This window comes from Paenibacillus sp. CMAA1364 (genome assembly GCF_054373195.1).
The window spans coordinates 1-21,040 of the sequence record NZ_JBITNB010000019.1 but is presented as its reverse complement, the minus strand read 5'-3'; the positions used below and the strand labels follow the sequence as shown (position 1 = coordinate 21,040).

Genomic DNA, 21,040 nt, shown 5'->3' with positions numbered 1-21,040 from the left:
CCATATGCTAAGCCCAAAGACTGAAGATTTCAATAATAGGTGCTAAAGCGCCAAAAGGGGAATGAGTATGTCAACAGTAGTGGTTGTGGGAACACAGTGGGGAGACGAGGGCAAGGGTAAAATTACAGATTTCTTAGCAGAGAGTGCTGATGTGGTGGCTAGATACCAAGGCGGTAATAATGCAGGTCACACGATTCTGATTGATAATAAAAAATTTAAGCTAAGTCTAATTCCATCGGGTGTGTTCTATGAAGACAAGGTATGTGTCATTGGAAATGGCATGGTTATTAATCCAGCTGCACTCATTGAGGAAATAAAGTATATTCATGATCATGGATTTACGACGAACAATCTGGTTATTAGTGATCGTGCACATGTTATTATGCCATATCATATCCTTATAGATGCACTGGAAGAAGGTCGTAAAGGTGAGAACAAGATTGGAACGACACAAAAGGGAATTGGACCTTGTTATATGGATAAAGTGTCACGTAGCGGTATTCGCATTGTAGATCTAATGGATGCGGAGGAATTCGAAATAAGGTTACGTCACATGATGAATGAGAAGAATGTTGTGCTTCAGCAGATCTATGGGGTAGAGCCACTTGATATAGAGCAAGTACTGAAGCAATATCTTGAATATGCTGACGTGATCCGCAAGTATGTAACAGATACATCCGTTGTACTTAATGATGCGATTGATGACAAACGTAAAGTATTATTTGAAGGTGCCCAAGGCGTAATGTTAGATATTGATCAAGGTACCTATCCATATGTCACTTCTTCTAATCCTACTGCTGGGGGCGTATGCGTTGGTTCTGGTGTAGGGCCATCTAAGATCCAACAAGTGATTGGTGTGGCCAAGTCCTATACGACTCGTGTTGGTGACGGGCCCTTCCCTACAGAATTAGATAACGAGATTGGTGACTATATACGTGAAACAGGACATGAATATGGAACGGTCACAGGACGTGCTCGCCGTGTGGGTTGGTTCGATAGTGTTGTTGTTCGTCATGCTGGTCGTGTTAGTGGGATAACGGGGTTATCCCTAAATTCGCTTGATGTTCTATCAGGTCTAGAGACCGTTAAGATTTGTACGGGTTATAAATACCGCGGAGAAGTTATTCATGCATACCCAGCTAGTCTAAAGATGCTTGCAGAATGTGAAGCCGTATACGAGGAGTTACCTGGTTGGAAAGAGGACATCACAAGTGTGAAGACGTTAGAAGAGCTTCCGGAGAATACGCGTAACTATGTGAATAGGGTCGCTGAACTAACTGGAATACCGATTGCTATTTTCTCCGTGGGACGTAACCGTGAACAGACGAATCAAGTGATTCCGATCTATTCATAAATTTCAGTCAAAAGATAACCATCATTTGAATAAGCTTGTCTGCCATAACTATGGTAGATAGGCCTTTTTTATTGTGTGAATAGCAGAATGTGAGGCAAGTGCACAGATTAAATCCTATTCTTCTTGTCAATACTGATGAAAGGTTATGAATACGGATATCAGATCATGGGCTGTAAAGGAGGATGAATGATGAGAATGCTGAGATGGGCTAGTAAAATACTCCTGACGGTAGTATTAGTAAGTATATTAACTATATTTACAACAGGTTATATTGTGAATACTTATCTGAAATCGATGTTAGAAAGCTTTAATATACAACTTCCTAGTGGATCGCTTACGATGGGCAGTATATTGCAAGGCATGATGGGTATTGTCTCTAAGGATGAGAAAGTGCCTCAGAAGGATCAATCAACAATCGAACCTGATGAAGTGGAAGACACAGAGGATCAGGAAGCACCGGTTGGTGCATTACCAGTCATGGGAGAGTCCTACACAGAAGAAGCGGGATCAATAGATCAGGATACGCAGGTCATCATTACACCTGACGAAATGGTTCGTAAGAAGGATGGCTTGATTGATAAGGATAAGGAAGAGATATTTACAATATTAATGACCAAAGTACCTCAAGATAAGATTCAAGAGATTACGGTAGCTATGGAGAATGGGTTAACCGAACAAGAGTTGAAGAACGTTGAGGCGATATTATCGAAATATCTTAATAAAGATGAATATGACAAGCTCTTATTACTGCTTAAAAGATAATGACATTTGGCAATGTCACCTATTTGTCATTAATTCTAGACAAGCTGAATATAGATAAGAGTGATAGACCTGCGTAATAGCAGGTTTTTTTTGTTATTTTGTAAGAGTTGAATTGATTGCAAAAGTTATGTTAAAGTGATTAAGGGGTAAAAGGTTAAGAAATTGAAACCTTTTATCTAATTACTGGAAATGAATACTTAATATTAATACTTGGGAAGTATAAGGACTTGGAATGAGTAAACATTCCATGGAATGAAATATAGAATAGGTTGCAAAGGAGATAAATCATGAAAGGTTTCAAGAGTATGGCTTGGGTAAGGAAGATATCAATGCGTGCGAAGGAGTATATTCTTCCTTTAGAAAAGCCGGTTGAAAACAAGAAGAAGTCAATGATGGACTACTCCCAGAAGGGTAAGAGTTCAAGTATGGATAAGAGAAGAAGTATATTACTCGCATCCATGGCCCTTATTGCAGTCACATGTGTTGCCGTATTCGCAAGTAATCAATATGTGGAAGCGAACAAAATCGCCTACTATAACGTCTACGTCAAGGATGAAATGATTGGGAGCGTGGATAACCCTACGCAAATCGAACAATTATTTAGTCAAAAAAGTCAGGAATTGAAGAATGAGTATCCAGAGGTCGATATGGTGTTACAGACGAAGGATATTACGACGAAGGCTGAAATAGCCTTCAAAGCTGAAGTGGATAGTGAGTCAACGCTGAAAAAGCTAAAAGGTATGCTGGTTGCAGATGCTAAAGGTGTAGAGATGAGAATTGATGGTAAAGTGGTTGCTATCGTTAAGGATCAGCAAACCGTAGATGATATATTAAGTCAAATCAAGAATCAGTATTTACCGAAGGCTGAGAAAGAAAGAATTCAATTTAAAAAGATGAGCCACTCTGTTCCAGCTTCTAGTATAAGTGTGGCAAGTGCACCAGAGTCTAATGTGAAATCAGTTGATATTGTGGAGGATGTTAATGTTATACCAATTCAGACAACGCCGGATCTTATCCTTAGTTCAGAAGAGGTAACAACATTACTTACACAAACGAATGAAGCGCCCATCGAGTATACAATAGAAGAAGGCGATACGCTAAGCTCGATTGTATCGAGATTGGGCATAACGGAGAAGCAGATTTACACCAATAATCCTCAAATTAAAGAGAAGTATCTCCAAATTGGAGATACATTAAAGCTTACTGTTCCCAAGTTACCAATTACAGTCACTACGCTTGAACAAGTGTCGGAGGAGATTGTGACGGCACCTCAAGTTGAGATTAGAAAGACAGATCAGCTTGAAGCTGGGAAGTCAAAGGTTGTACGTCCTGGACAAGAAGGGCTCAAAGTGATGGAATACTTAGTGACGAAAGAGAATGGCCAACTTGTCGATGAACAGTGGATTGGACAAGAGGTTATTCAGGAATCAATCACCGAAGTCGTGTTGCAAGGTACCAAGATTGCTGGTCAGGGTTCTGGACAATTTGCATGGCCAGTCAGTAGTCCCACTATATCGAGTACATACGGTGCAAGATGGGGAAGGCAGCATAAAGGCATTGATATTGTATCAGGAAACCGTACGATTATGGCATCGGATGAAGGTGTTGTCACCTTCACGGGAAATATTAATGGATATGGTAAAGCTGTGATGATCAATCATAAGAATGGATATACAACGTTGTATGGACATTTAAATAGCTATTCTGTACATCAAGGACAGACCGTATCCAAGGGAGGCAGCATCGGCATTATGGGTAATACAGGCCGATCAACGGGTACACACTTACATTTTGAGATCCTAAAGAATGATATTGCCCAGAACCCGATGAAATATTTGAATTAATAAGTGACATAAGAGCATTCTCCCTATGTGGAGAATGCTCTTATTACTATAGATGAACAGTAATGATAGTGTGGCAGACTAACGGATGTGCTAAAATAGGTATAGAACAAATAACTGATTTCTTGAATTATGAGGTGGGATACATTCATGCAGGGAACTATTCTAGTCGTTGATGATGAACAACCCATTGCTGACATATTAAAGTTCAACTTAGAAAAAGAGGGTTATGAGGTCATATGTGCATTCGATGGCATTACGGCCATAGAATTAGCGCTATCTAAGAAACCAGATCTAATGCTACTTGATCTCATGCTTCCAGGGAAAGATGGTATGGATGTGTGCCGTGAGATTAGGGCGGCACAATTATATTTCCCGATCATTATGCTTACAGCAAAAGATGGGGAAATTGATAAAGTGCTAGGATTAGAGCTAGGTGCAGATGATTATGTGACCAAGCCATTTAGCACGAGAGAACTATTAGCCCGGGTTAAAGCACATATGCGTAGGATGAACAAAATGGCAGAAACATCTGAGGAAACCGTAGATGAAGAGAAACAAGGTATCGCCTTCTTCGATTTATTTATTGATACGGACATGTTCTTAGTATTTAAGAATGGTGAAGCTCTTGATCTTACACATCGGGAGTATGAACTTATGGTGTATTTAGTGAAGCATGCAGGTAAAGTCATGACGCGTGAACATTTACTTCAGGCGGTATGGGGCTTTGAATACTTCGGTGATGTACGTACAGTTGATGTAACCATTCGTCGCCTTCGTGAGAAGATTGAAGAGAATCCAAGTAAACCAGAATATATTTTGACACGCAGGGGACTTGGCTATGTTATGCGAAGCCTTAGGAGTGGTGGTCTGTAATGAAGGTGGCTTCAATATTTCGTACCGTTCAAGCAAAGCTTATCATTGTATATATGCTCTTAATTCTCATTGCCATGCAATTGATTGGCGTGTATTTCGTGAGCGCGATGAAGAATTCACTAACGAACAACTTCACCAATGACCTACAGGAACAAGCAGAACTATTATCGGTGATGGCCGCAGAGAAATTGGGCGGTGAGGTCGATGCCGCTAAGAATTCGGTTGAAGGTCTGGGCGTCATTATTAACAATCTATTTAATCTAAGTGGCGTAGAGATTCAGGTCCTAGATACCAGTGGAAAGGTATTGATTACTTCACTGTCTACCCATGAAGATTATGTAGGACGTAAAAACACGCAGACGGTTGTTAGCCGAGCGCTCCAAGGCATTAGTGATAATGAGGAATATGTCATTGATGAGGATAATGAACGTAAACGGGTAGTTGCGAAGCCAGTGATCTATAATAGCAAGATTGTAGGAGCCGTATATATCGTTGCATCTATGAATGAATTGCATGATACGATTGGAAGAATTAATAATATTTTTATTTCTGGTATGTTGATTGCACTGTCCTTAACAGCTATTCTCAGTATCATTCTAGCGCACACGATTACCCAACCGATTAAACAAATGACACGACATGCTACAGCGGTTGCAGAGGGTAGCTTCGATCAGAAGATGCCCGTGTTAGGTAATGACGAAATCGGACAATTAAGTGAAGCCTTTAATTATATGACAAGTCGATTAAGAGATGCGCTCTTGCAGAATGAAGAGGAGAAGGATAAGTTAGCTTCTATTTTAACGAATATGAGTGACGGTGTGATTGCAGCAGATGATAGAGGCCAGGTCATGCTTCTCAATCGCCGAGCTGCGGCGATGTTAAGTATGGATGACGAAGAACTGGACAATAGCGATATTACACAACTGCTAGGACTAGATTCGGAGCAGACGAGATCCTTCGAAGAAGGATCTATTCGAACGACATTACTCGATATGAGTTCAGAGGATGCAGCTAGTTCTTACAAGGTACGAGTGACTTTTACTCCGATTCACCGACGTGAATTCGGCAGAGCAGGTACCATTGCTGTATTACAAGATGTCACAGAGCAAGAACAATTGGAGGCCTCTCGCAGAGAGTTCGTGGCGAATGTATCTCATGAATTAAGAACACCACTTACGACCATTAAGAGCTATACGGAAGCTTTAGATGATGGTGCGTTAGAAGATGTGCAATTAGCAGGGCGATTTGTGGGTGTGATTCAGAATGAGACCGAACGAATGATTCGATTGGTAACGGACCTACTCCACTTATCCAGACTTGATAACAACGAGTCCTCATTACGCAAACAGCCAACAGATGTGCTTGAAATGTTAGAGGAAGTGACTGATCGATTTTCTTTTCAAATGCAACAAAAACATATTACATCTAAAATCACGGTGCAAAAGGGTATTGATAATATCTTGTTTGACCGTGATCAAATTGACCAAGTATTAGATAATCTCGTGTCGAACTCTCTAAAATACACACCAGAGGGTGGTATTGTAACAATAGAAGCCATGTTGACGGATGATGGGCAACTCGCCATTTCAGTACAAGATACCGGTATTGGTATCCCTAAGAAAGATTTAGATCGTATATTTGATCGGTTCTATCGCGTAGATAAAGCACGATCACGGAATATGGGTGGGACGGGACTTGGGCTATCCATTGCCCGGGAAATTGTTAGCGCGCATGGAGGAGTAATGGCACTGCAATCTGAATTCGGGCATGGGACGAAGGTTACCTTCACGCTCCCTATAGTAGGAGACAGGGGTGTGGTGAAATGAAGGAAAGGCTGAAATCAATCTTATTGGTCTTATTGGTTGTGGGGAGCCTAATCGAGAGCTACTATCTCATGTATCGTCTTCCAGGAGGAGACTCCGTTATTAAGTCTGCAACGCAGTATCTTAAGGCTGAGAATATGGGACCTGAATCGAACGTAGAGCGACTAATCTTCCCTGATAAAATGATCATTCATATGGGTGACAATAAACATACGCTATTCTATCCGAACTCGACATTTTATAATTTGATATACTCTCGTCTGGAGGGTAGGATATTTGATAACTTCCAACGGCGAACGATTCAAGATTTGAATGTTACAGAACTTAGAAATCAGAATGCTGGGATTGAATTGACGTTTGGGGCTGGCGTTCCGGTAACATTATTACAGCGTGTTATGCAGATTCATCCAGATGCTCTATTCCAGGCGGAGCAAATTGATCGGATATTAATTTACAATGTTAATAATGAGTCTAAGGCACATGCATTGTTCTTCAGTACGGAAGGTGATGTTGTGTATGAAGCGGGTAAAGTTGACCTCACCGTTCAGGATGTTCAGCAACATGTGGACTTCGGTCTGACATGGACGCCATATACATCACATAATGGTCAGTACTACATTCCGGAGACCAAGATGGAAATGGTAGAAGTGACACTGAATGTAGATGCGTACACAACAGAACAAATGCAACGCAACCTATTCTTCGATCCTAGCATTACCCGTTATATTCGCGAAAAGGATGGTTCAGAGATCTATACGGATAGTAAGCGAAGCCTTCAGGTGAGGCAAGAGCAAAAATGGATGCGGTATACAGACCCTGCAGCACTACCAGATGGTCAAATCGATATGGATACGGAAGTGTTAGCTGCTGTGGACTTCGTGAACCAACATGGAGGCTGGAATGGCGATTACCGTTTAAGCCTTGTAGGTGGCGGGATTAACCGTAACGAAGTGGTATTCCAACAATATTATGGTGTGTATCCCATTCTCCAAACACCACAATTCAAATATGGAACCATCCATGTTAACTTGAATCAAGGAACCGTATCAACGTATGAAAGATCTCTAATATATGTACGATCTGAGGATACGAAAAGAGAGATAAAGATGTTGCCTGTAGGGGATGAACTGAGGGAGCAACTGAAGGCCATTCCTAATCAAAAGGCTGTCATGGATTTATATCCTGCTTATATACCTTCACGTAGTGAAGAGGGTTTAAAGCTTACACCTACATGGGCTGTGGGACTTAAATCTGGTAAGGTAGTGGTACTCAATGAGCATATGCAACCTTAGTAATGACAGTAGATAAGGAGGTTAAAGGATGGATTGGGGACGAGCTAAAAATGTATTGATTTATGCCTTTTTGTTGCTAAATCTTGTGTTGGGTTATCAATTATGGAGTGATGTCAGGGAGCAAGCTAGCACCAATGTGGATTACACATCACTGGATGTAAATACCCAGAGAATCATGCAACAGAAGAATATTCAGTTACTATGTCTGATCCCATCGCATACCCCAGTACTTCCTAAGATTAATTATCACTATATTGATGAACAGAACATGGATATTGTCAAGTTAGAGAAGCCTGTTGATAGCAAGCTAGTCTTCATGGGGAATGAGCTAGTAAAAGCCTTGGACAATCAGATCCCTAATTTTAAGTCGTATCGTTATGACTCCATGGAGAGTGAAAGCGGGGAATTTGTATTCCATCCATTAGTGGATGAGAAGTGGCCACTATTTAATGATCAATTAAAGTTAAAATTATTATACACGGATCGAAAGATCATCTCTTATCAGCAATCGCCTATTGAAATGGCTACATCTAATGAAGAAGAACAACATAAGGTACTAACAGCAGTAGACGCTTTAGCTACATTAATTAATAAATATATTGCACCTAATTCCGTAGTGAAGGACATCCAATTAGGTTATTATGGTGAGATGTTCAACTCGGAGAATCAGGTGGCAGCGCCAGCTTGGCGTTTTACCCTTGAGACTGAAGTGTATTATGTACAAGGTATTAGTGGGGATGTTATTAGCTCCAAGACAGAGAAAGTAAAGGAGTAGAGAAATGGTATGGGAATATCTTTTACAGTGCTATCGAGTGGCTCTACTGGAAATGCAACAGTAGTCACAAACGGCGACGCAACTCTGTTGATCGATGCAGGATTTAGCGCACGAAGACTAGATGAGTTATTGAAAGAACGTGAGTTAACCGGGGATCAAATTGATGGCATTCTGGTTACACATGAACATTCGGATCATATTAAAGGGTTAGGCCCGATGGCTCGTAAATATAATCTTCCCATCTACGCGAATGAGAAGACGTGGGAAGCGATGAATAAATCCATTGGCACGATTGCTGAAGAGAATCGGCTGGTTATGGATACTGGGCAAGTCAAAGACTTCGGAACACTAAGAGTGGAGTCCTTCGGTATTTCGCATGATGCAGCGCAACCCGTAGCTTATAATTTCTATGATGGCGATGAGAAGCTAAGCGTAGCGACGGATTTAGGTTATGTGAGTGATAAAGTGAAGCATGCTATTTCTAACGCCGATGTATTGGTGTTAGAAGCGAATCATGATATCGAGTTGTTACGAATGGGTCGTTATCCATGGAATACGAAACGTCGTATTCTCGGCGACAAAGGGCATCTCTCTAATGAGTCGTCTGGAGAAGCCATGAGCGAAATTCTTACGGGCAATACCAAACGAGCGTATCTAGCGCATCTGAGTCGCGATCACAATATGATGGATTTAGCCAAAATGACTGTGCGTGATGTAATGGAAGAACGCGGATGTTTTTTCAAAGAGTCTGAGTTTCAATTATGCGATACCTACTATGATCGACCTACTCCATGGGATAAGGTGAGCAAGCGATAAATTGATCTAATTCCTCGGCTTTTATAGCCAATTCCTCACGGGTAACCAATCCCTTGTCTACAAGCAACTCGATGATCGTGCTAATGGCAAGGGTATTACGATAATGATCATCTTTCATATCTCCTAATGAGGCCATCACGTGCATGATATCCAATGAAATATTGTGATGTGTCATCTGTGTATCACTCCTTTTTTTTAAGTGCATAATCAACCCAACTCCTCCTAGTAATGTCCAATATGAAAAGATGATGCTAGCACGTTATATATGTTACAATGAACACTACGAACACAGCCTAAAAGGCTCTATGAAGATATGAATCTAGAAAGAGTAGCATATGATTAGTATAGTCCGGACATCTCATATTTATTCCAATTTCAATAGACTTCCATATTGTGACCCATTGTATATCGAATACCTATTCATAATGACGTAATTTGGTGATATATAAATTAAAGTTAAAATATAATGCAACTTTTATGGTGTTCAAGGTGTTATATACTATGAAGAAAGATATTGGTTGAGCATGACATGGATCGAAACGTACCATATGGCTGATGAAGTCATTTTGATCTTATTCATACAGGAATGAACAGAGGGAGGGTATTTACTATGGGGTTGTTCAGAGATGAATTCTATTCAACCAAAGTACGAAGACAGAGCAAAGAGCATACCACAGTAAAACCCCATTCTGGAGGGTGGTCTAAAGCTCCTCGTAAGGGGATGTCTACATTACAGATTTCTGCGATTAGTTCGGTCATTAGTGCCGTAGTCGCTGTTATTCTGTTCAGTTGGATAACGGAAGCCCCCTTGGATATCCCTGAAGCAACGGCGGTTAGCACATCGCCAATTACGAAGGAATTGGATCCGTTTGAGAGATTAATTCAAGCGGCAGCTAATGTACGTCCAGCTGTTGTTAGTATTTCAAATTTTAAGGACTTAAAGAAGGATGTACCAGACTTGGATGAGTCTGGCCTTGGATCAGGGGTCATATTCAAGAAGGAGAATGACCTAGCGTACATTATTACGAATAATCATGTGATCTCTGAAGCAGATGAACTCGAAGTGATGATGACAGATGGAGAAGTGGTTCCAGCTAAAGTCGTTGGTACGGACGTCGTAAATGATATTGCTGTTCTTTCTATTGATGGCAAGAATGTTCATACGATCGCCGAGATGGGTGATTCGGGGAGCTTACGTCTAGGAGAGACCGTCATTGCTATTGGTAATCCGCTTGGATTAGGCGACACAACGACATCGGGTATTGTGAGTAATGCGAAGCGGGTTATTCCAGTGTCTATGAATAAAGATGGCGTATACGATTGGGAGCAGGAAGTGATTCAGACAGATGCCGCGATTAATGAAGGTAATAGTGGTGGAGCTCTCGTTAATCTAAGTGGGCAAGTCATTGGGATCAATACGATGAAGATATCGGATACAGGCGTAGAAGGGCTTGGGTTCGCTATCCCAAGTAATTACGTGATGCGTATCGTTGATGAATTAATGTTGACAGGCACGATCACACGTCCATACATTGGCGTATATACGGTAGATCTGAATAATTCATTTACGCCACTGGATGCAGAAGAACGCAAGAACTTAAAGTTACCGACTGACGTGAAGGAAGGCGTGTTGGTACTTGATGCGGTAGGACCTGCTCTAAATGCGGGGCTAAAGCTCAATGATGTCATCACAAAGCTAGACAATGTGTCTATCAGCTCTACCTTGAAGTTGCGTAAATACTTGTATGATGAGCGGAAGATTGGCGATGTGCTGGAAGTTACCTTTTATCGTGATGGTATACTGAAAGTTGTGAAGTTAACGCTTAGCGATAAGCCAGTGGAGTAGCCGGTAGTCTTGGACTATTAATGATGTTTTTTTCACCCCATTCAGGTTATAATAGATGAAACATCAGCAGAGTGTAAGACAGAAAGGATGCTTTCATTCATGTACGTGGTATGCAAAGAACATGTAGAAATGGCGATTGACAAATTCGTTGACGAATTTGAAGATGCACCTGATATCGTTGATTTGAAGGAGACTGAATTCTCCGACTGGGATCCGCCAGTGAAATGTATTGAATGTGAGCAAGCTGCACAATATTTGGTGGTGTGAGTGGAAGGGCGTGAATGTGGCGCCCTTTTTGTGTTTGTAGGGGTGACCTTTGGAATAGTCCAGGACCAATCCCTATGGGTGAGAGAAGAAGGATGATGAAGGAAGGCATAAGGCATAAGGCATAAGGCATAAGGAAGCTGAATGGTGAAAGAAAGTAGTGAAATGAATAATGAAAGAGATTAGTAAGCCGAATGATGAAAGAGCCGTGGGAACGAGGTAGTGCTTAAACAACACTTAAATTAGTAGAAAGAGTTGGATAGTAAGGAATAAGTGCATAGATGACAGTTAGAAGCTTGCGAATCATGGAGAATGGGGACTTTTGAGAAATTAAGTGTCATTTGAACATCTAAAATGAGCTAGAGCGGAATAATGGTGGATCTAGGGGACAAATTTGCAACTAGGGTTGGCTACTCTTTATTACATAGGTAGGCAAGTACAGTTGTTTAATACATAAAGATGCGATAGAGAGAAATAGATGCCAAAGTGAGATAAGCGTTAGGTGGAGTTATGGCATTATACATACAAGTGGAAAGAGGGATTAAGATGTTTATTCAGATTATTGGCGTTGGCAAATTAAAAGAGAAGTATTTGGTCTTAGGCATCCAAGAGTATGCGAAGCGACTTACACCCTACATCAAGTTCCAGATGGTGGAGGTCGCGGATGAGAAGGCACCGGACACCTTAAGCGAAGCAGAGGTGTCCATTGTGAAAGAACGCGAGGGCGAACGTATCCTCGCCCATATTAAGAGCGAGGCGCATGTCGTTGCGCTCGCGATCGGCGGCCAGCTATGGAGCTCGGAAGAGCTGGCCGCTGAGATCGACAAGCTCGGTACCTACGGTACGAGCCATGTCGTATTCGTCATCGGAGGAAGCCACGGGCTCTCCGATGCAGTGTTGCGTCGCGCCCAGCAGAAGCTTAGCTTCGGGCGCATGACGCTGCCGCATCAGCTGATGCGGCTGGTGTTGACCGAGCAAGTGTATCGCGCGGTGAAGATTAATCGGGGGGAACCGTATCATAAATAGGGCGAAATTTGAGAGTAGAATCAGCTACAGCTGTACAAAAGGCTCGCCAACGTTCCGGGCTTGACCGATACGAGCAAGTTTCGATCCAGTCATACAATTACCTGACGCGCTATATTAGTTATTATAATTACGAGCTGCGAATCGATCCGATTTCTAAACAATGGAATAACAGAATGCGACGTTCAAGCAAAATCAAAGTTAATGGGAAGCAGACTAGCCGATTGAAATCGGTTGGTCTGCTCTTTTTTTGAGCGAAAATAAAGGGGAATTATCGTATTTTGTTGAATGATAATACAACAAGAGTCTTTATGGATAGAGAGAAGCGTGTTACTATGCCCAAGAGTGCGGTAATGAATCATATCCCTCAAATCAGAGATAGTGTTTGCGATAAATGGGAAATAGGGTGTCCACAAGAACGGCAGAACATAGAGAATAAAACCCGGGCTTGGATCGAGCCCGTTCAATCGGATGAAATAGTAGACCTCTTGTTAGAGCTTCTTCAGCATTTTGTCTATTACGATTCTAATCAAGTGACTAAGCAATTTGATAGATTATATAGAGACGATCTTTTGAGCCAATTTAGTTCGGAAGGGCAACTGTTTTTAGACTCTCGGTTTTTTCCGGTGACTAAGGACAATCGAAAAACGAGCTCTCACGAGATTTATTACAGTAATTTCACGATGAAGTTAAGCAAGAGCGTTTGTTTAAGCGATGTTTTTACCTTCTTTGAGAAACAAAAGCGGCAATTGCCTGAGTTTGAAAAAAAAATCATGGCTTTAGATAAAGTTAAGCGTCAGAAAGATAATTTAATCTCTCAACAAACAAATACCTCAGATCTTTCTGCTCAGAAATCGATCAATAAAAAAATTGATGAACTGAAGAAGCAAGAGCAATCGTTTAATGCTCGAGTCGACCAAATCTTAGAAAAGTTTCATTTGACGCAAGTATCGAATTATATTTTTATAGACGATATGATTGGGACCGGGGAAACGATGGAGAAGTTTCTGAAGAAATTCGTAGTCTCTTTTCCAGATAACCAGTTTATAAAACTAAATGAAATCACGATCTATTTAATCGTACTTGAAGCATGCGAGGAAGGGGTATTACGAATCGATGCGTTCCTTCGGAGCCATAGCATAAATTTTTGCTTGATTAAGAACAACGATCATCGTAAGGCATTCAAAGCCGAATATGTGTACGATGCAACTTGTTGTGGTATTAATAAAGAGAAAATTAGAACATTCGAGAGTGGTTTTATTCGATCTAAGTATCCTTTAGGCTACGAGGAATCTGAAGCATTGATGGCTTTTTATCATAATACGCCGAACAATACGTTGAGCTCATTCTGGCATGAGAGCAGCCAATGGAGAGGAATATTCCCGCGTAAGAAGCATCTGAAGCCAAATAATAAAGAGAAGAAAAATGCAGCCAAAAACGTAGCGCTCGAAAGGGTGAGGTACTTTAATCCATGAAATTGAAGGACGAGCTTATTCTCATTTATACGAATACTGTACGTGAACAATTTTTTTTGACGGAGCTTGTCCATATTTTAGGCATGACGTACGAGCAGGTGTTGGATATAATTCAGGCTCTTGTTCACAATGGTTTTCTTGAGTATACTGATAATCAGTTCCCTAGATTATCGGAACAGGGGATGGCGTATTTGGATACAGTCGGTCTGTCGAATGCGGACATTTATTCGTTATACAACGAAAGGACTGTACTGCTAAATATTACTCATCCTTCCAAGTTGGTGTATATCCCTTCGAATTTTAATATGAAGTTCAAGGGTTATAGATAATAGCCGAGGTATTTCCAGAACCTACAGGGATGGCGAGTCGCCATCTGATATCAAAGTCACAATCTTGTGATCCTAGAAAAGCGAGCAATGATTTCAATAACAGCTGAACTCTTTGTGGAAATATCTCGGCAACTAATTTTTCAGAGGACAAATTAATATGGAGAGTAATTATTTAGACGAGCTTAAACAAGAGCTATGTGATAATGGATTCGATGATGCGTATATTAGACTCTGCTTAGACTATTCGGAAAGATTGATCGCAAATCGATTGCCGGTCATCTTCGATAAAATTCATTTGTCCATGTTGTTCGGCATGGAAGTGAAAGAAATCACAGTGCTTGTGAAAAGTATTGAAAATGAATATACAATCAAGAATATTCCGAAGAAAAGTGGTGAAACCCGTGAGTTATACATACCTTCGCCGAAATTAAAAGAAATTCAAAGATGGATTTTGGATGAAATCTTGTACAACATCAAGGTATCGCCACATTGCACGGGATTCGTGAAAGAGAAGTCCATTCTTGAAAACGCGCGGCTTCATGAAAACAAAGCGTGCGTGATGAATCTCGATATCCGAAATTTTTTCCCGTCCATTCGCTTCGAAGCCATATATCGAGTGTTTTATTATCACGGTTATACGAGCGAAGTTTCTTATTATCTTGCGAGGTTATGCACCGTTCATAGTTTTCTTCCCCAAGGTGCGCCGACGAGTCCGTACTTGTCCAATATCGTATGCCTCCGGCTTGACAAGAGATTATCCTCGCTCGTTTCAAAGTACGATGCTAACTATTCTAGATACGCGGATGACATTACATTATCCGGAAGAAGTTCTAATATCGTCCCTCGGCTACCGCTGATTAGGAAAATTTTGGACAGCGAGGGCTTCGAGATTAACTACAAGAAAGTTAGAGTCCAAAAACAGCAGGAACGTCAAATGGTTACCGGCTTAGTCGTTAACAACAAAGCCCGGGTACCCAAAGAAGTCGAGAGAAAGTTAAGACAACAAATTTATTACTGTAATAAGTTCGGCGTATACGAGCATTTAAAGAGAACGAAGAAAAACAAACTCTCAGGATTTAAAGAGCACTTATATGGATTGGCGATGTTTATAAAGATGATCGATAGTCGTAAGGGCGAGAAATACGTATCTGATCTAAATGAAATTCCTTGGGATTATTAAGTTTATTAGCAGTTACTAAGAGCCGGGCAGGGATCAACCTTTTCGGCTCTCTTTTGTATGCACCGCTAAAGGCAGGATTAGTTAACACCTACGAGTACCCATTGCTGATTGGTGCTGCTTTCGCTAGCGTATTGTCTGACATCGCTGCAGTTCGTCGTTCTGCTCATACCGTCCATATACAAGTTAGTTGCCGCGTTACGAATTTCGACATATGTCGCTCCGCCATTTACGTCGTCCTAAGCATAATGGAGCCGATCGAATCCGGATATGCGAAAGTGGTCCGTTAAAATAATGTGCAAGTCGAGTATATGCCGCTGGATCAGTTTGTAATGGAATTGCATGGTCACACTTCGTCGACTGTATCGCAATTATGTTGTGACCATTATTTTGTTATTGTCTTTCGCCTCACTTATGTTACGGTTAACCGTAACATAAGTGAGGCGAGTATTTTTATGTGAAGCCTTGAGGGGCATACATACTGCTAGTTAATGAACAAATTTTTCAATTAGGCTAGGGTTTTCTCGAACAAAGAGAAAGCCCTTTATTTGTTTGTTCAGCATAAGGGGCAATAAAATTAGTTTTGATTTTTATTGAAGACAAGTCTAGGACCAACCTTAAATAAGCTGCATAAAGGATATGTCTTCCATAATTGAAGGGATATAAGGAATTTAGTCGAATAGTAATATTATTTAGTTAAATTGAACTAGTTTTTTTTGTATAGGTGTACGAGGAGGGTTCGAATGGTTAGTCATAACATAGCACAACTTAGAAAAGTTTATTCTTTAGGACGTTTGGTACCGTTCATCGGTGCAGGATTATCTGTTCCTTTCAAAATTCCAAGCTGGGCAGATTTAATTACTGAATTATCATCTAATGTACTACCTCAATTCCAACCAGTAATACAATTTGAACTTGAACACAAAAATTATTGGGATGCAGTGGATTGTTTAATTAAATATGGTGGATACGATGAACGACAGATCCAAGAAGAGATCATTCGTTTAATACAAGCGAAGCAAGTTAGGTGTCAGAACGAAGATGAGCATAATTATTCTGATATAGGAAAATTAGATTTCCAACGCATACTAACTACAAACTATGATCAATGGCTATTTGAGTATTTACAAGGAGAACGGCTATACCCACAAATCTTAAGCCAATCTTCCGTTAGTTCCCATGAGCTAGTTTTAGATCCATCTCCAAAACGAATATGGCATCTTCATGGAAATATAGCTGATACGAGATCGCTTGTACTTACAAGAACTAAGTATAAGGAAGTCTATTCTCAAGATAAATATAAGAGACTTTTCTCACTACTTTCGGGCAGTTGCGTTTTGTTATTTATAGGGTTTTCTTTTGATGATGAATATATTAGACAACTAATGCAAGATTACAACGAAACATTTCAAGCGCGGCATTACATTTTATTGGATCGACCAACTGCAGAAATGATTACTGACTTAAAGAGCAAGTATAGACTGGAAGTGATTCCGTATGACTCAACTAATTCCAGCCACGTAAAGGAGATACGTAGAATACTAAATGAAATTGCGGAATCAGAAATACCCCCGTCATCATCGATGGAAGAAGATGAACTGTTTGTAGAATCTCCCGATGCAGAAACAAAAAAAGATTTAAACAGCAATTTGTTTAGCAAAAAAATACAGTTAGAAAAAATTGACGGTGAGACCTTTGAACAAAGTAAAGATTTCTTCTTTTTTGCTGATAAATATATAAGGAAACTAAGAAAAAAGCGGTTCGATGAAAGAGTTATTGGAACTATTTTAACAGTATGTGCTATGAGATATGCAGATATTAAGAAGCATAGCTATGGAAGTCATTTTGACAGTCAAATGTTTATTGATGAAGTTCATAGTCAATTTGGTTGTCTTGAATACGGACGATTAACTAAGGTAATTGAAGGATGTCTTCCATATGATTTTGAGAACAAGGGATTAATACACGTGTTAGCAAATGATTGGGAGAAGGATATTTGGTGGGGCAACAATAGAATAAGTAAGGAGGAGTATTATGCGGAACAATAGTAACCTGCCGGCTTCTCTAAGGCTGCTATTTAATAATCCTTATTTAGAAATGATGAATGTACTTTTCATTATCAATTCCTTCAGTAAAAGGTCAGGATTAAGTATCAGGCATTTATTGTTTTATTATAGTCTTACTGTGTCGGGTAATGAAACTTTATTGCTCAATAAAAATCTTAAGGTATACGATTTATCAGATAGCGAGAATATATACTTTGATGTCCAAAGGTTGATAAAAGATATACTACTAAACTTATATTCGCAGGGCTTTATTACTATTGAGAGTGATAAAAGTGATAACTTTAAATGTTATATTACATCTGAAGGAAAAGAGATCTTATCACAGTTAGAAAGTTCATATTACAAGGAACTGCAAGCAAAAATTGAGGTTATCAAGTCAACTAAATATTCAGTTGAAGCAGAAAAAATGATTATGGGAGTAAAAAAATGAACCAATTCATAAGAATCAACAAGTTGATTGTTGAAGGAGACTATTACAAAAGAACGTTTCCTTTTGATTCGGGGCTTAATATTATATCAGGAGATAGTTATAGTGGGAAATCACTAATTTTAAAGTTGATTGATTATTGCCTCGGCGATAAAGAGAAAATTAATTTAAAAGTTCAAAAAGAATTAGGCCAATTTTGTGATGATGTGTTTTTAGAATTAGTAATCATGGGTAGGACGTTTACATTTAAACGAGAACTAAAACAAAACACAACAAAAATTCATGTTTACTATACTGACGCAGAGGAGTTATCTTCGTTTATTCCGAAAACTATTGATTATCAGGATTTATCAAGATTTATTCTTGATGTACTAGAAATACCGGAGTTTAAGAGAATTAAGAATAAGGCTCATGAGACTACAAAAACAACGGAGTCAATCTCATTTAGAGACATACTTAGATTTGTATATATAAATCAGCACGAGTTAGGAACCAAGAATTTTTTGAATAATGAAAATCATTTTGTCAGACCCAAAAACAAACCTACTTTCCAATTGCTTCATAAGTTAATTAATCCCGATTTGGATGCTCTAATTCAACAGATTGTCGATAATGAAAATAAAATTAAGTTGTTGGAGAGAGAAATAGAAAGTTTAAATCTATATCTTAAGGAACGTGATGCGGAAGATCAGTTACTTTTGCATAGTAAGTTAAATGAGTTGGAAAATAAGATAAAAGAGAAAAAGTTAGAGAAGGAGCGATTATTACAACAAATAAATAATAAAAAAAGTGAAAATAATAAATTGTATAACGAAGTTAAGCTAGAAGTTATTAATCAAGCAAGAGAGCTCGCGAATATGGAGGAATTAAGTAGAAGTATTCAATTTTCACTAGGTAGCAAGAAGAATCTCTTAGATGATTATAATAAAGAATTAGATGAACTGATTGCAACAAAGGAAGCCTTCTTCCATTACAAATACGAGAACCACGAACATCATTGCCCATTATGCGATTCAATGATTAAAATGAATCTCCCCGTAGAGAGTCAAGAAACTATAAATCAAGCAATTATTCAATTAAATAAAAAGATATCTACTTTAACAGCCTCTATTCTGCAGAATGAATCTACTTTAAATGAGGCTAATGCTTATATTGAACAAGTAAAAGGGAGAAAGGATATCTATGATATCGCTTTTAGAAAGTTTTCAGAGAATATCGAAACTCCATTTCTCGCTGAAATAGAAGTTCTTAATAGTTTCATATCTTCTTTTCAAAACAATGAAAACTTAATAAAAGAACTTGTACGTGTTCACAAAAAGATTGAAGAAAAAAATATAACAATTAGTTCTGCATTGAAGATGTTAGAACGATTGAGAGGTCAGGAACAAGGCTTACGTGTCGAGGAGAATGTTGAGGAGGATATTCTAACTTTTTTAAATAAGGAATATAGAGTTTTGTTAGAGAGCTTCAACTTCTCAACAAACCATTTAGTAGATTACATTCATCCCGATACTTATATGCCATACTATCATGATGCAAGTGTTTTTGATCATGAGAGTGGTGGTTTGGTAATGTGTATTCAAATTGCTTATCTTGGAGCAATATTGAAGCTTAAAATTGACCAGCCTGAATTAAATCATCCTGGATTACTTATGTTCGATACTGTAAGTAAGTACTTGGGAATCAATTCGAATGTTGCGGATGATGAAAGGTTAGATCCTCAAAGCTATAGAGCAATTTATAGTTTCCTTATTGAACTACAAGATAATATTCAAATAATTATTGTAGATAATACTCCGCCGGAGATAGCATCTGACTACGTAAAATATGAGTTCTATAGAAATGACCTAAAAGGATTTATCAGTATGGATTTGAATGAAAAAAGGAAGGCATAAAGAGGATTGCAAGATATAATGTGAAATGACTACCGATTAAACAATTTCGGTGGTCTTTATCGCACTCTTTAGACTGACCCTAAGTAATTGTAACTTGTACTAAGTGAAACAACGAAGACAAGATCGGTATTTTCCCAGTTAGTTGTCCATGCATAAAAATTTCGTCGTTCGGGTGATACCGTTAACCGCATTAAAGGTGATTCGAAGTATTTGGTGTCAATCGCTTGAGTCTAACGTGAAATAAAATTTACATCATAAAGTGAGTTTATACCATAAATACCGGTTAAACTCCCTTATGCAGGACAGCGTACCTCTTAACCAATATCTTGCTTAGAATATCTTCAAATTTCTCTGATTTAATCCGTTTTTGGAGATTTAAACTCTAATTTGCTTCGGTATTAATAGTTGTTTCTCTATCGAATCCATATATTCATAGGGTGATAGATCATAGATGCTACCATGAATCCGCTCTTGATTGTTATGTTGAATAAACTTGGTCACAACCATGTACGTCTGTGGATAAGTATCAAATTCATTGCGCTGGTAGCATTCTAATTCTAAAATCGAATGAAAGGATTCAATGTGTGCATTCTTATTTGGTGTCTTAGGCGGAATGCGTTCATGGATCATCCCGTAAGAAGCACAAGCGTCTTCAAATAGATGACTAATGAACTGTGGACCATTGTCAGAGCGTATAACAGGCTTGTCTGTCTTGCTAAACTGCTTCCGCTTCATAAGCGCTTCCTGTGTGATTTGAACCAAGTGTTTGGCCTCACAAGTCAACCCAATATGGTAGGAGATGATGGCGCGATCAAACACATCTAAGATACACATGATGAAGAAGAAACGTTGTTCTCCAGTGACCCAACCATACTTAATATCCGTTTCCCACAGTTGATTAGAGCCTGTGATCACGCGGTTGTTAGCTAGTACTCTGGGATGTTCCCCCTGTGTCACAATAGTTGTCGTACCTCTCAATAGAATATACAGTAGTTAAAA

The 21,040-nt window shown here is 39.3% G+C and carries 20 protein-coding genes and 1 pseudogene; 18 read left to right on the top strand and 3 right to left on the bottom strand.

All coding sequences use genetic code 11. The annotated features are described in order from the left end of the window. Positions 1–67: 67 nt before the first annotated feature. The 8 genes from ACH8E3_RS11680 (at position 68) to ACH8E3_RS11645 (ending at position 9,539) form a co-directional block, all read left to right on the top strand. Entirely contained in the window at positions 68–1,354 is a 1,287-nt protein-coding gene (locus ACH8E3_RS11680; RefSeq protein ID WP_458632818.1) for an adenylosuccinate synthase, read from the top strand. Positions 1,355–1,540: 186 nt separating this feature from the next. After that, positions 1,541–2,116: a hypothetical protein gene (locus tag ACH8E3_RS11675; RefSeq protein WP_458632817.1), complete on the top strand. Its 576-nt coding sequence runs from the start codon at positions 1,541–1,543 to the stop codon at positions 2,114–2,116. A 287-nt stretch (positions 2,117–2,403) separates the two neighbouring features. Then, the gene (locus tag ACH8E3_RS11670) at positions 2,404–3,960 is read left to right on the top strand and encodes a peptidoglycan DD-metalloendopeptidase family protein (RefSeq protein ID WP_458632816.1); all 1,557 of its coding nucleotides are present in this window, start codon (positions 2,404–2,406) and stop codon (positions 3,958–3,960) included. Positions 3,961–4,107: 147 nt separating this feature from the next. Further along, positions 4,108–4,833: a response regulator YycF gene (gene yycF, locus ACH8E3_RS11665; protein WP_458632815.1), complete on the top strand. Its 726-nt coding sequence runs from the start codon at positions 4,108–4,110 to the stop codon at positions 4,831–4,833. Continuing rightward, a complete protein-coding gene (walK, locus tag ACH8E3_RS11660; protein ID WP_458632814.1) occupies positions 4,833–6,659 on the top strand; it encodes a cell wall metabolism sensor histidine kinase WalK in 1,827 nt (608 codons plus the stop codon). The genes yycF and walK overlap by 1 nt, the downstream gene beginning before the upstream one ends. Next, a complete protein-coding gene (locus tag ACH8E3_RS11655) occupies positions 6,656–7,948 on the top strand; it encodes a YycH family regulatory protein (RefSeq protein WP_458632813.1) in 1,293 nt (430 codons plus the stop codon). The genes walK and ACH8E3_RS11655 overlap by 4 nt, the downstream gene beginning before the upstream one ends. A gap of 28 nt (positions 7,949–7,976) precedes the next feature. After that, positions 7,977–8,723 (top strand): two-component system regulatory protein YycI, encoded by a 747-nt coding sequence (gene yycI / locus ACH8E3_RS11650; RefSeq protein ID WP_458632812.1) that lies wholly within the window; start codon positions 7,977–7,979, stop codon positions 8,721–8,723. 9 nt (positions 8,724–8,732) lie between these two features. Further along, entirely contained in the window at positions 8,733–9,539 is an 807-nt protein-coding gene (locus ACH8E3_RS11645; protein ID WP_458632811.1) for an MBL fold metallo-hydrolase, read from the top strand. On the opposite strand, the gene ACH8E3_RS11640 is transcribed toward ACH8E3_RS11645, so the two are convergent. Next, a complete protein-coding gene (locus ACH8E3_RS11640; protein WP_458632857.1) occupies positions 9,508–9,714 on the bottom strand; it encodes a hypothetical protein in 207 nt (68 codons plus the stop codon). The genes ACH8E3_RS11645 and ACH8E3_RS11640 overlap by 32 nt on opposite strands. Positions 9,715–10,149: 435 nt before the next feature. Between ACH8E3_RS11640 and ACH8E3_RS11635 the strand changes: the two genes are divergently transcribed. The 7 genes from ACH8E3_RS11635 to ACH8E3_RS11605 all read left to right on the top strand — a co-directional run bounded on the left by ACH8E3_RS11635 (position 10,150) and on the right by ACH8E3_RS11605 (position 15,656). Next, positions 10,150–11,385, top strand: a complete 1,236-nt coding sequence (locus ACH8E3_RS11635) for a S1C family serine protease (protein WP_458632810.1) — start codon at positions 10,150–10,152, stop codon at positions 11,383–11,385. A 99-nt stretch (positions 11,386–11,484) separates the two neighbouring features. Further along, positions 11,485–11,652, top strand: a complete 168-nt coding sequence (locus ACH8E3_RS11630; protein ID WP_458632809.1) for a CxxH/CxxC protein — start codon at positions 11,485–11,487, stop codon at positions 11,650–11,652. Positions 11,653–12,195: 543 nt separating this feature from the next. Further along, positions 12,196–12,675 (top strand): 23S rRNA (pseudouridine(1915)-N(3))-methyltransferase RlmH, encoded by a 480-nt coding sequence (gene rlmH / locus ACH8E3_RS11625; protein ID WP_458632808.1) that lies wholly within the window; start codon positions 12,196–12,198, stop codon positions 12,673–12,675. Between the two features lie 8 nt (positions 12,676–12,683). Next, entirely contained in the window at positions 12,684–12,926 is a 243-nt protein-coding gene (locus tag ACH8E3_RS11620) for an AbfB domain-containing protein (RefSeq protein WP_458632807.1), read from the top strand. A gap of 27 nt (positions 12,927–12,953) precedes the next feature. Further along, on the top strand, positions 12,954–14,147 hold the full coding sequence (locus ACH8E3_RS11615) for a phosphoribosyltransferase-like protein (protein WP_458632806.1): 1,194 nt from the start codon (positions 12,954–12,956) through the stop codon (positions 14,145–14,147). After that, positions 14,144–14,476 (top strand): hypothetical protein, encoded by a 333-nt coding sequence (locus ACH8E3_RS11610; protein ID WP_458632805.1) that lies wholly within the window; start codon positions 14,144–14,146, stop codon positions 14,474–14,476. The genes ACH8E3_RS11615 and ACH8E3_RS11610 overlap by 4 nt, the downstream gene beginning before the upstream one ends. A gap of 157 nt (positions 14,477–14,633) precedes the next feature. Next, complete coding sequence (locus ACH8E3_RS11605) at positions 14,634–15,656, top strand: retron St85 family RNA-directed DNA polymerase (RefSeq protein WP_458632804.1); 1,023 nt, start codon at positions 14,634–14,636, stop codon at positions 15,654–15,656. A gap of 77 nt (positions 15,657–15,733) precedes the next feature. Here ACH8E3_RS11605 and ACH8E3_RS11600 read toward each other — a convergent pair. Further along, positions 15,734–15,868 (bottom strand): annotated as a pseudogene (locus ACH8E3_RS11600) (RICIN domain-containing protein); the annotation flags it as partial. Positions 15,869–16,396: 528 nt separating this feature from the next. On the opposite strand from ACH8E3_RS11600, the gene ACH8E3_RS11595 reads away from it, so the two are divergent. The 3 genes from ACH8E3_RS11595 to ACH8E3_RS11585 are packed head-to-tail and all read left to right on the top strand — an operon-like array spanning position 16,397 to position 20,041. Beyond that, complete coding sequence (locus ACH8E3_RS11595) at positions 16,397–17,701, top strand: SIR2 family protein (protein WP_458632803.1); 1,305 nt, start codon at positions 16,397–16,399, stop codon at positions 17,699–17,701. After that, positions 17,688–18,149 carry a hypothetical protein gene (locus tag ACH8E3_RS11590; RefSeq protein ID WP_458632802.1) on the top strand — a complete coding sequence of 154 codons (462 nt, stop codon included), beginning with the start codon at positions 17,688–17,690 and terminating at the stop codon, positions 18,147–18,149. The genes ACH8E3_RS11595 and ACH8E3_RS11590 overlap by 14 nt, the downstream gene beginning before the upstream one ends. Further along, positions 18,146–20,041 (top strand): AAA family ATPase, encoded by a 1,896-nt coding sequence (locus ACH8E3_RS11585; protein ID WP_458632801.1) that lies wholly within the window; start codon positions 18,146–18,148, stop codon positions 20,039–20,041. Before ACH8E3_RS11590 ends, ACH8E3_RS11585 begins: the two co-directional genes overlap by 4 nt. Before the next feature lie 375 nt (positions 20,042–20,416). On the opposite strand, the gene ACH8E3_RS11580 is transcribed toward ACH8E3_RS11585, so the two are convergent. Next, on the bottom strand, positions 20,417–20,998 hold the full coding sequence (locus tag ACH8E3_RS11580; RefSeq protein WP_458632800.1) for a transposase: 582 nt from the start codon (positions 20,996–20,998) through the stop codon (positions 20,417–20,419). Positions 20,999–21,040 lie beyond the last annotated feature (42 nt).

Bases quoted from the DNA above. Each gene is read 5' to 3' on its own strand.
- ACH8E3_RS11680 (WP_458632818.1), top strand. From the start codon at position 68: ATGTCAACAGTAGTGGTTGTGGGAACACAGTGGGGAGACGAGGGCAAG.
- ACH8E3_RS11675 (WP_458632817.1), top strand. From the start codon at position 1,541: ATGATGAGAATGCTGAGATGGGCTAGTAAAATACTCCTGACGGTAGTA.
- ACH8E3_RS11670 (WP_458632816.1), top strand. From the start codon at position 2,404: ATGAAAGGTTTCAAGAGTATGGCTTGGGTAAGGAAGATATCAATGCGT.
- yycF (WP_458632815.1), top strand. From the start codon at position 4,108: ATGCAGGGAACTATTCTAGTCGTTGATGATGAACAACCCATTGCTGAC.
- walK (WP_458632814.1), top strand. From the start codon at position 4,833: ATGAAGGTGGCTTCAATATTTCGTACCGTTCAAGCAAAGCTTATCATT.
- ACH8E3_RS11655 (WP_458632813.1), top strand. From the start codon at position 6,656: ATGAAGGAAAGGCTGAAATCAATCTTATTGGTCTTATTGGTTGTGGGG.
- yycI (WP_458632812.1), top strand. From the start codon at position 7,977: ATGGATTGGGGACGAGCTAAAAATGTATTGATTTATGCCTTTTTGTTG.
- ACH8E3_RS11645 (WP_458632811.1), top strand. From the start codon at position 8,733: ATGGGAATATCTTTTACAGTGCTATCGAGTGGCTCTACTGGAAATGCA.
- ACH8E3_RS11640 (WP_458632857.1), bottom strand. From the start codon at position 9,714: ATGACACATCACAATATTTCATTGGATATCATGCACGTGATGGCCTCA.
- ACH8E3_RS11635 (WP_458632810.1), top strand. From the start codon at position 10,150: ATGGGGTTGTTCAGAGATGAATTCTATTCAACCAAAGTACGAAGACAG.
- ACH8E3_RS11630 (WP_458632809.1), top strand. From the start codon at position 11,485: ATGTACGTGGTATGCAAAGAACATGTAGAAATGGCGATTGACAAATTC.
- rlmH (WP_458632808.1), top strand. From the start codon at position 12,196: ATGTTTATTCAGATTATTGGCGTTGGCAAATTAAAAGAGAAGTATTTG.
- ACH8E3_RS11610 (WP_458632805.1), top strand. From the start codon at position 14,144: ATGAAATTGAAGGACGAGCTTATTCTCATTTATACGAATACTGTACGT.
- ACH8E3_RS11605 (WP_458632804.1), top strand. From the start codon at position 14,634: ATGGAGAGTAATTATTTAGACGAGCTTAAACAAGAGCTATGTGATAAT.
- ACH8E3_RS11595 (WP_458632803.1), top strand. From the start codon at position 16,397: ATGGTTAGTCATAACATAGCACAACTTAGAAAAGTTTATTCTTTAGGA.
- ACH8E3_RS11590 (WP_458632802.1), top strand. From the start codon at position 17,688: ATGCGGAACAATAGTAACCTGCCGGCTTCTCTAAGGCTGCTATTTAAT.
- ACH8E3_RS11585 (WP_458632801.1), top strand. From the start codon at position 18,146: ATGAACCAATTCATAAGAATCAACAAGTTGATTGTTGAAGGAGACTAT.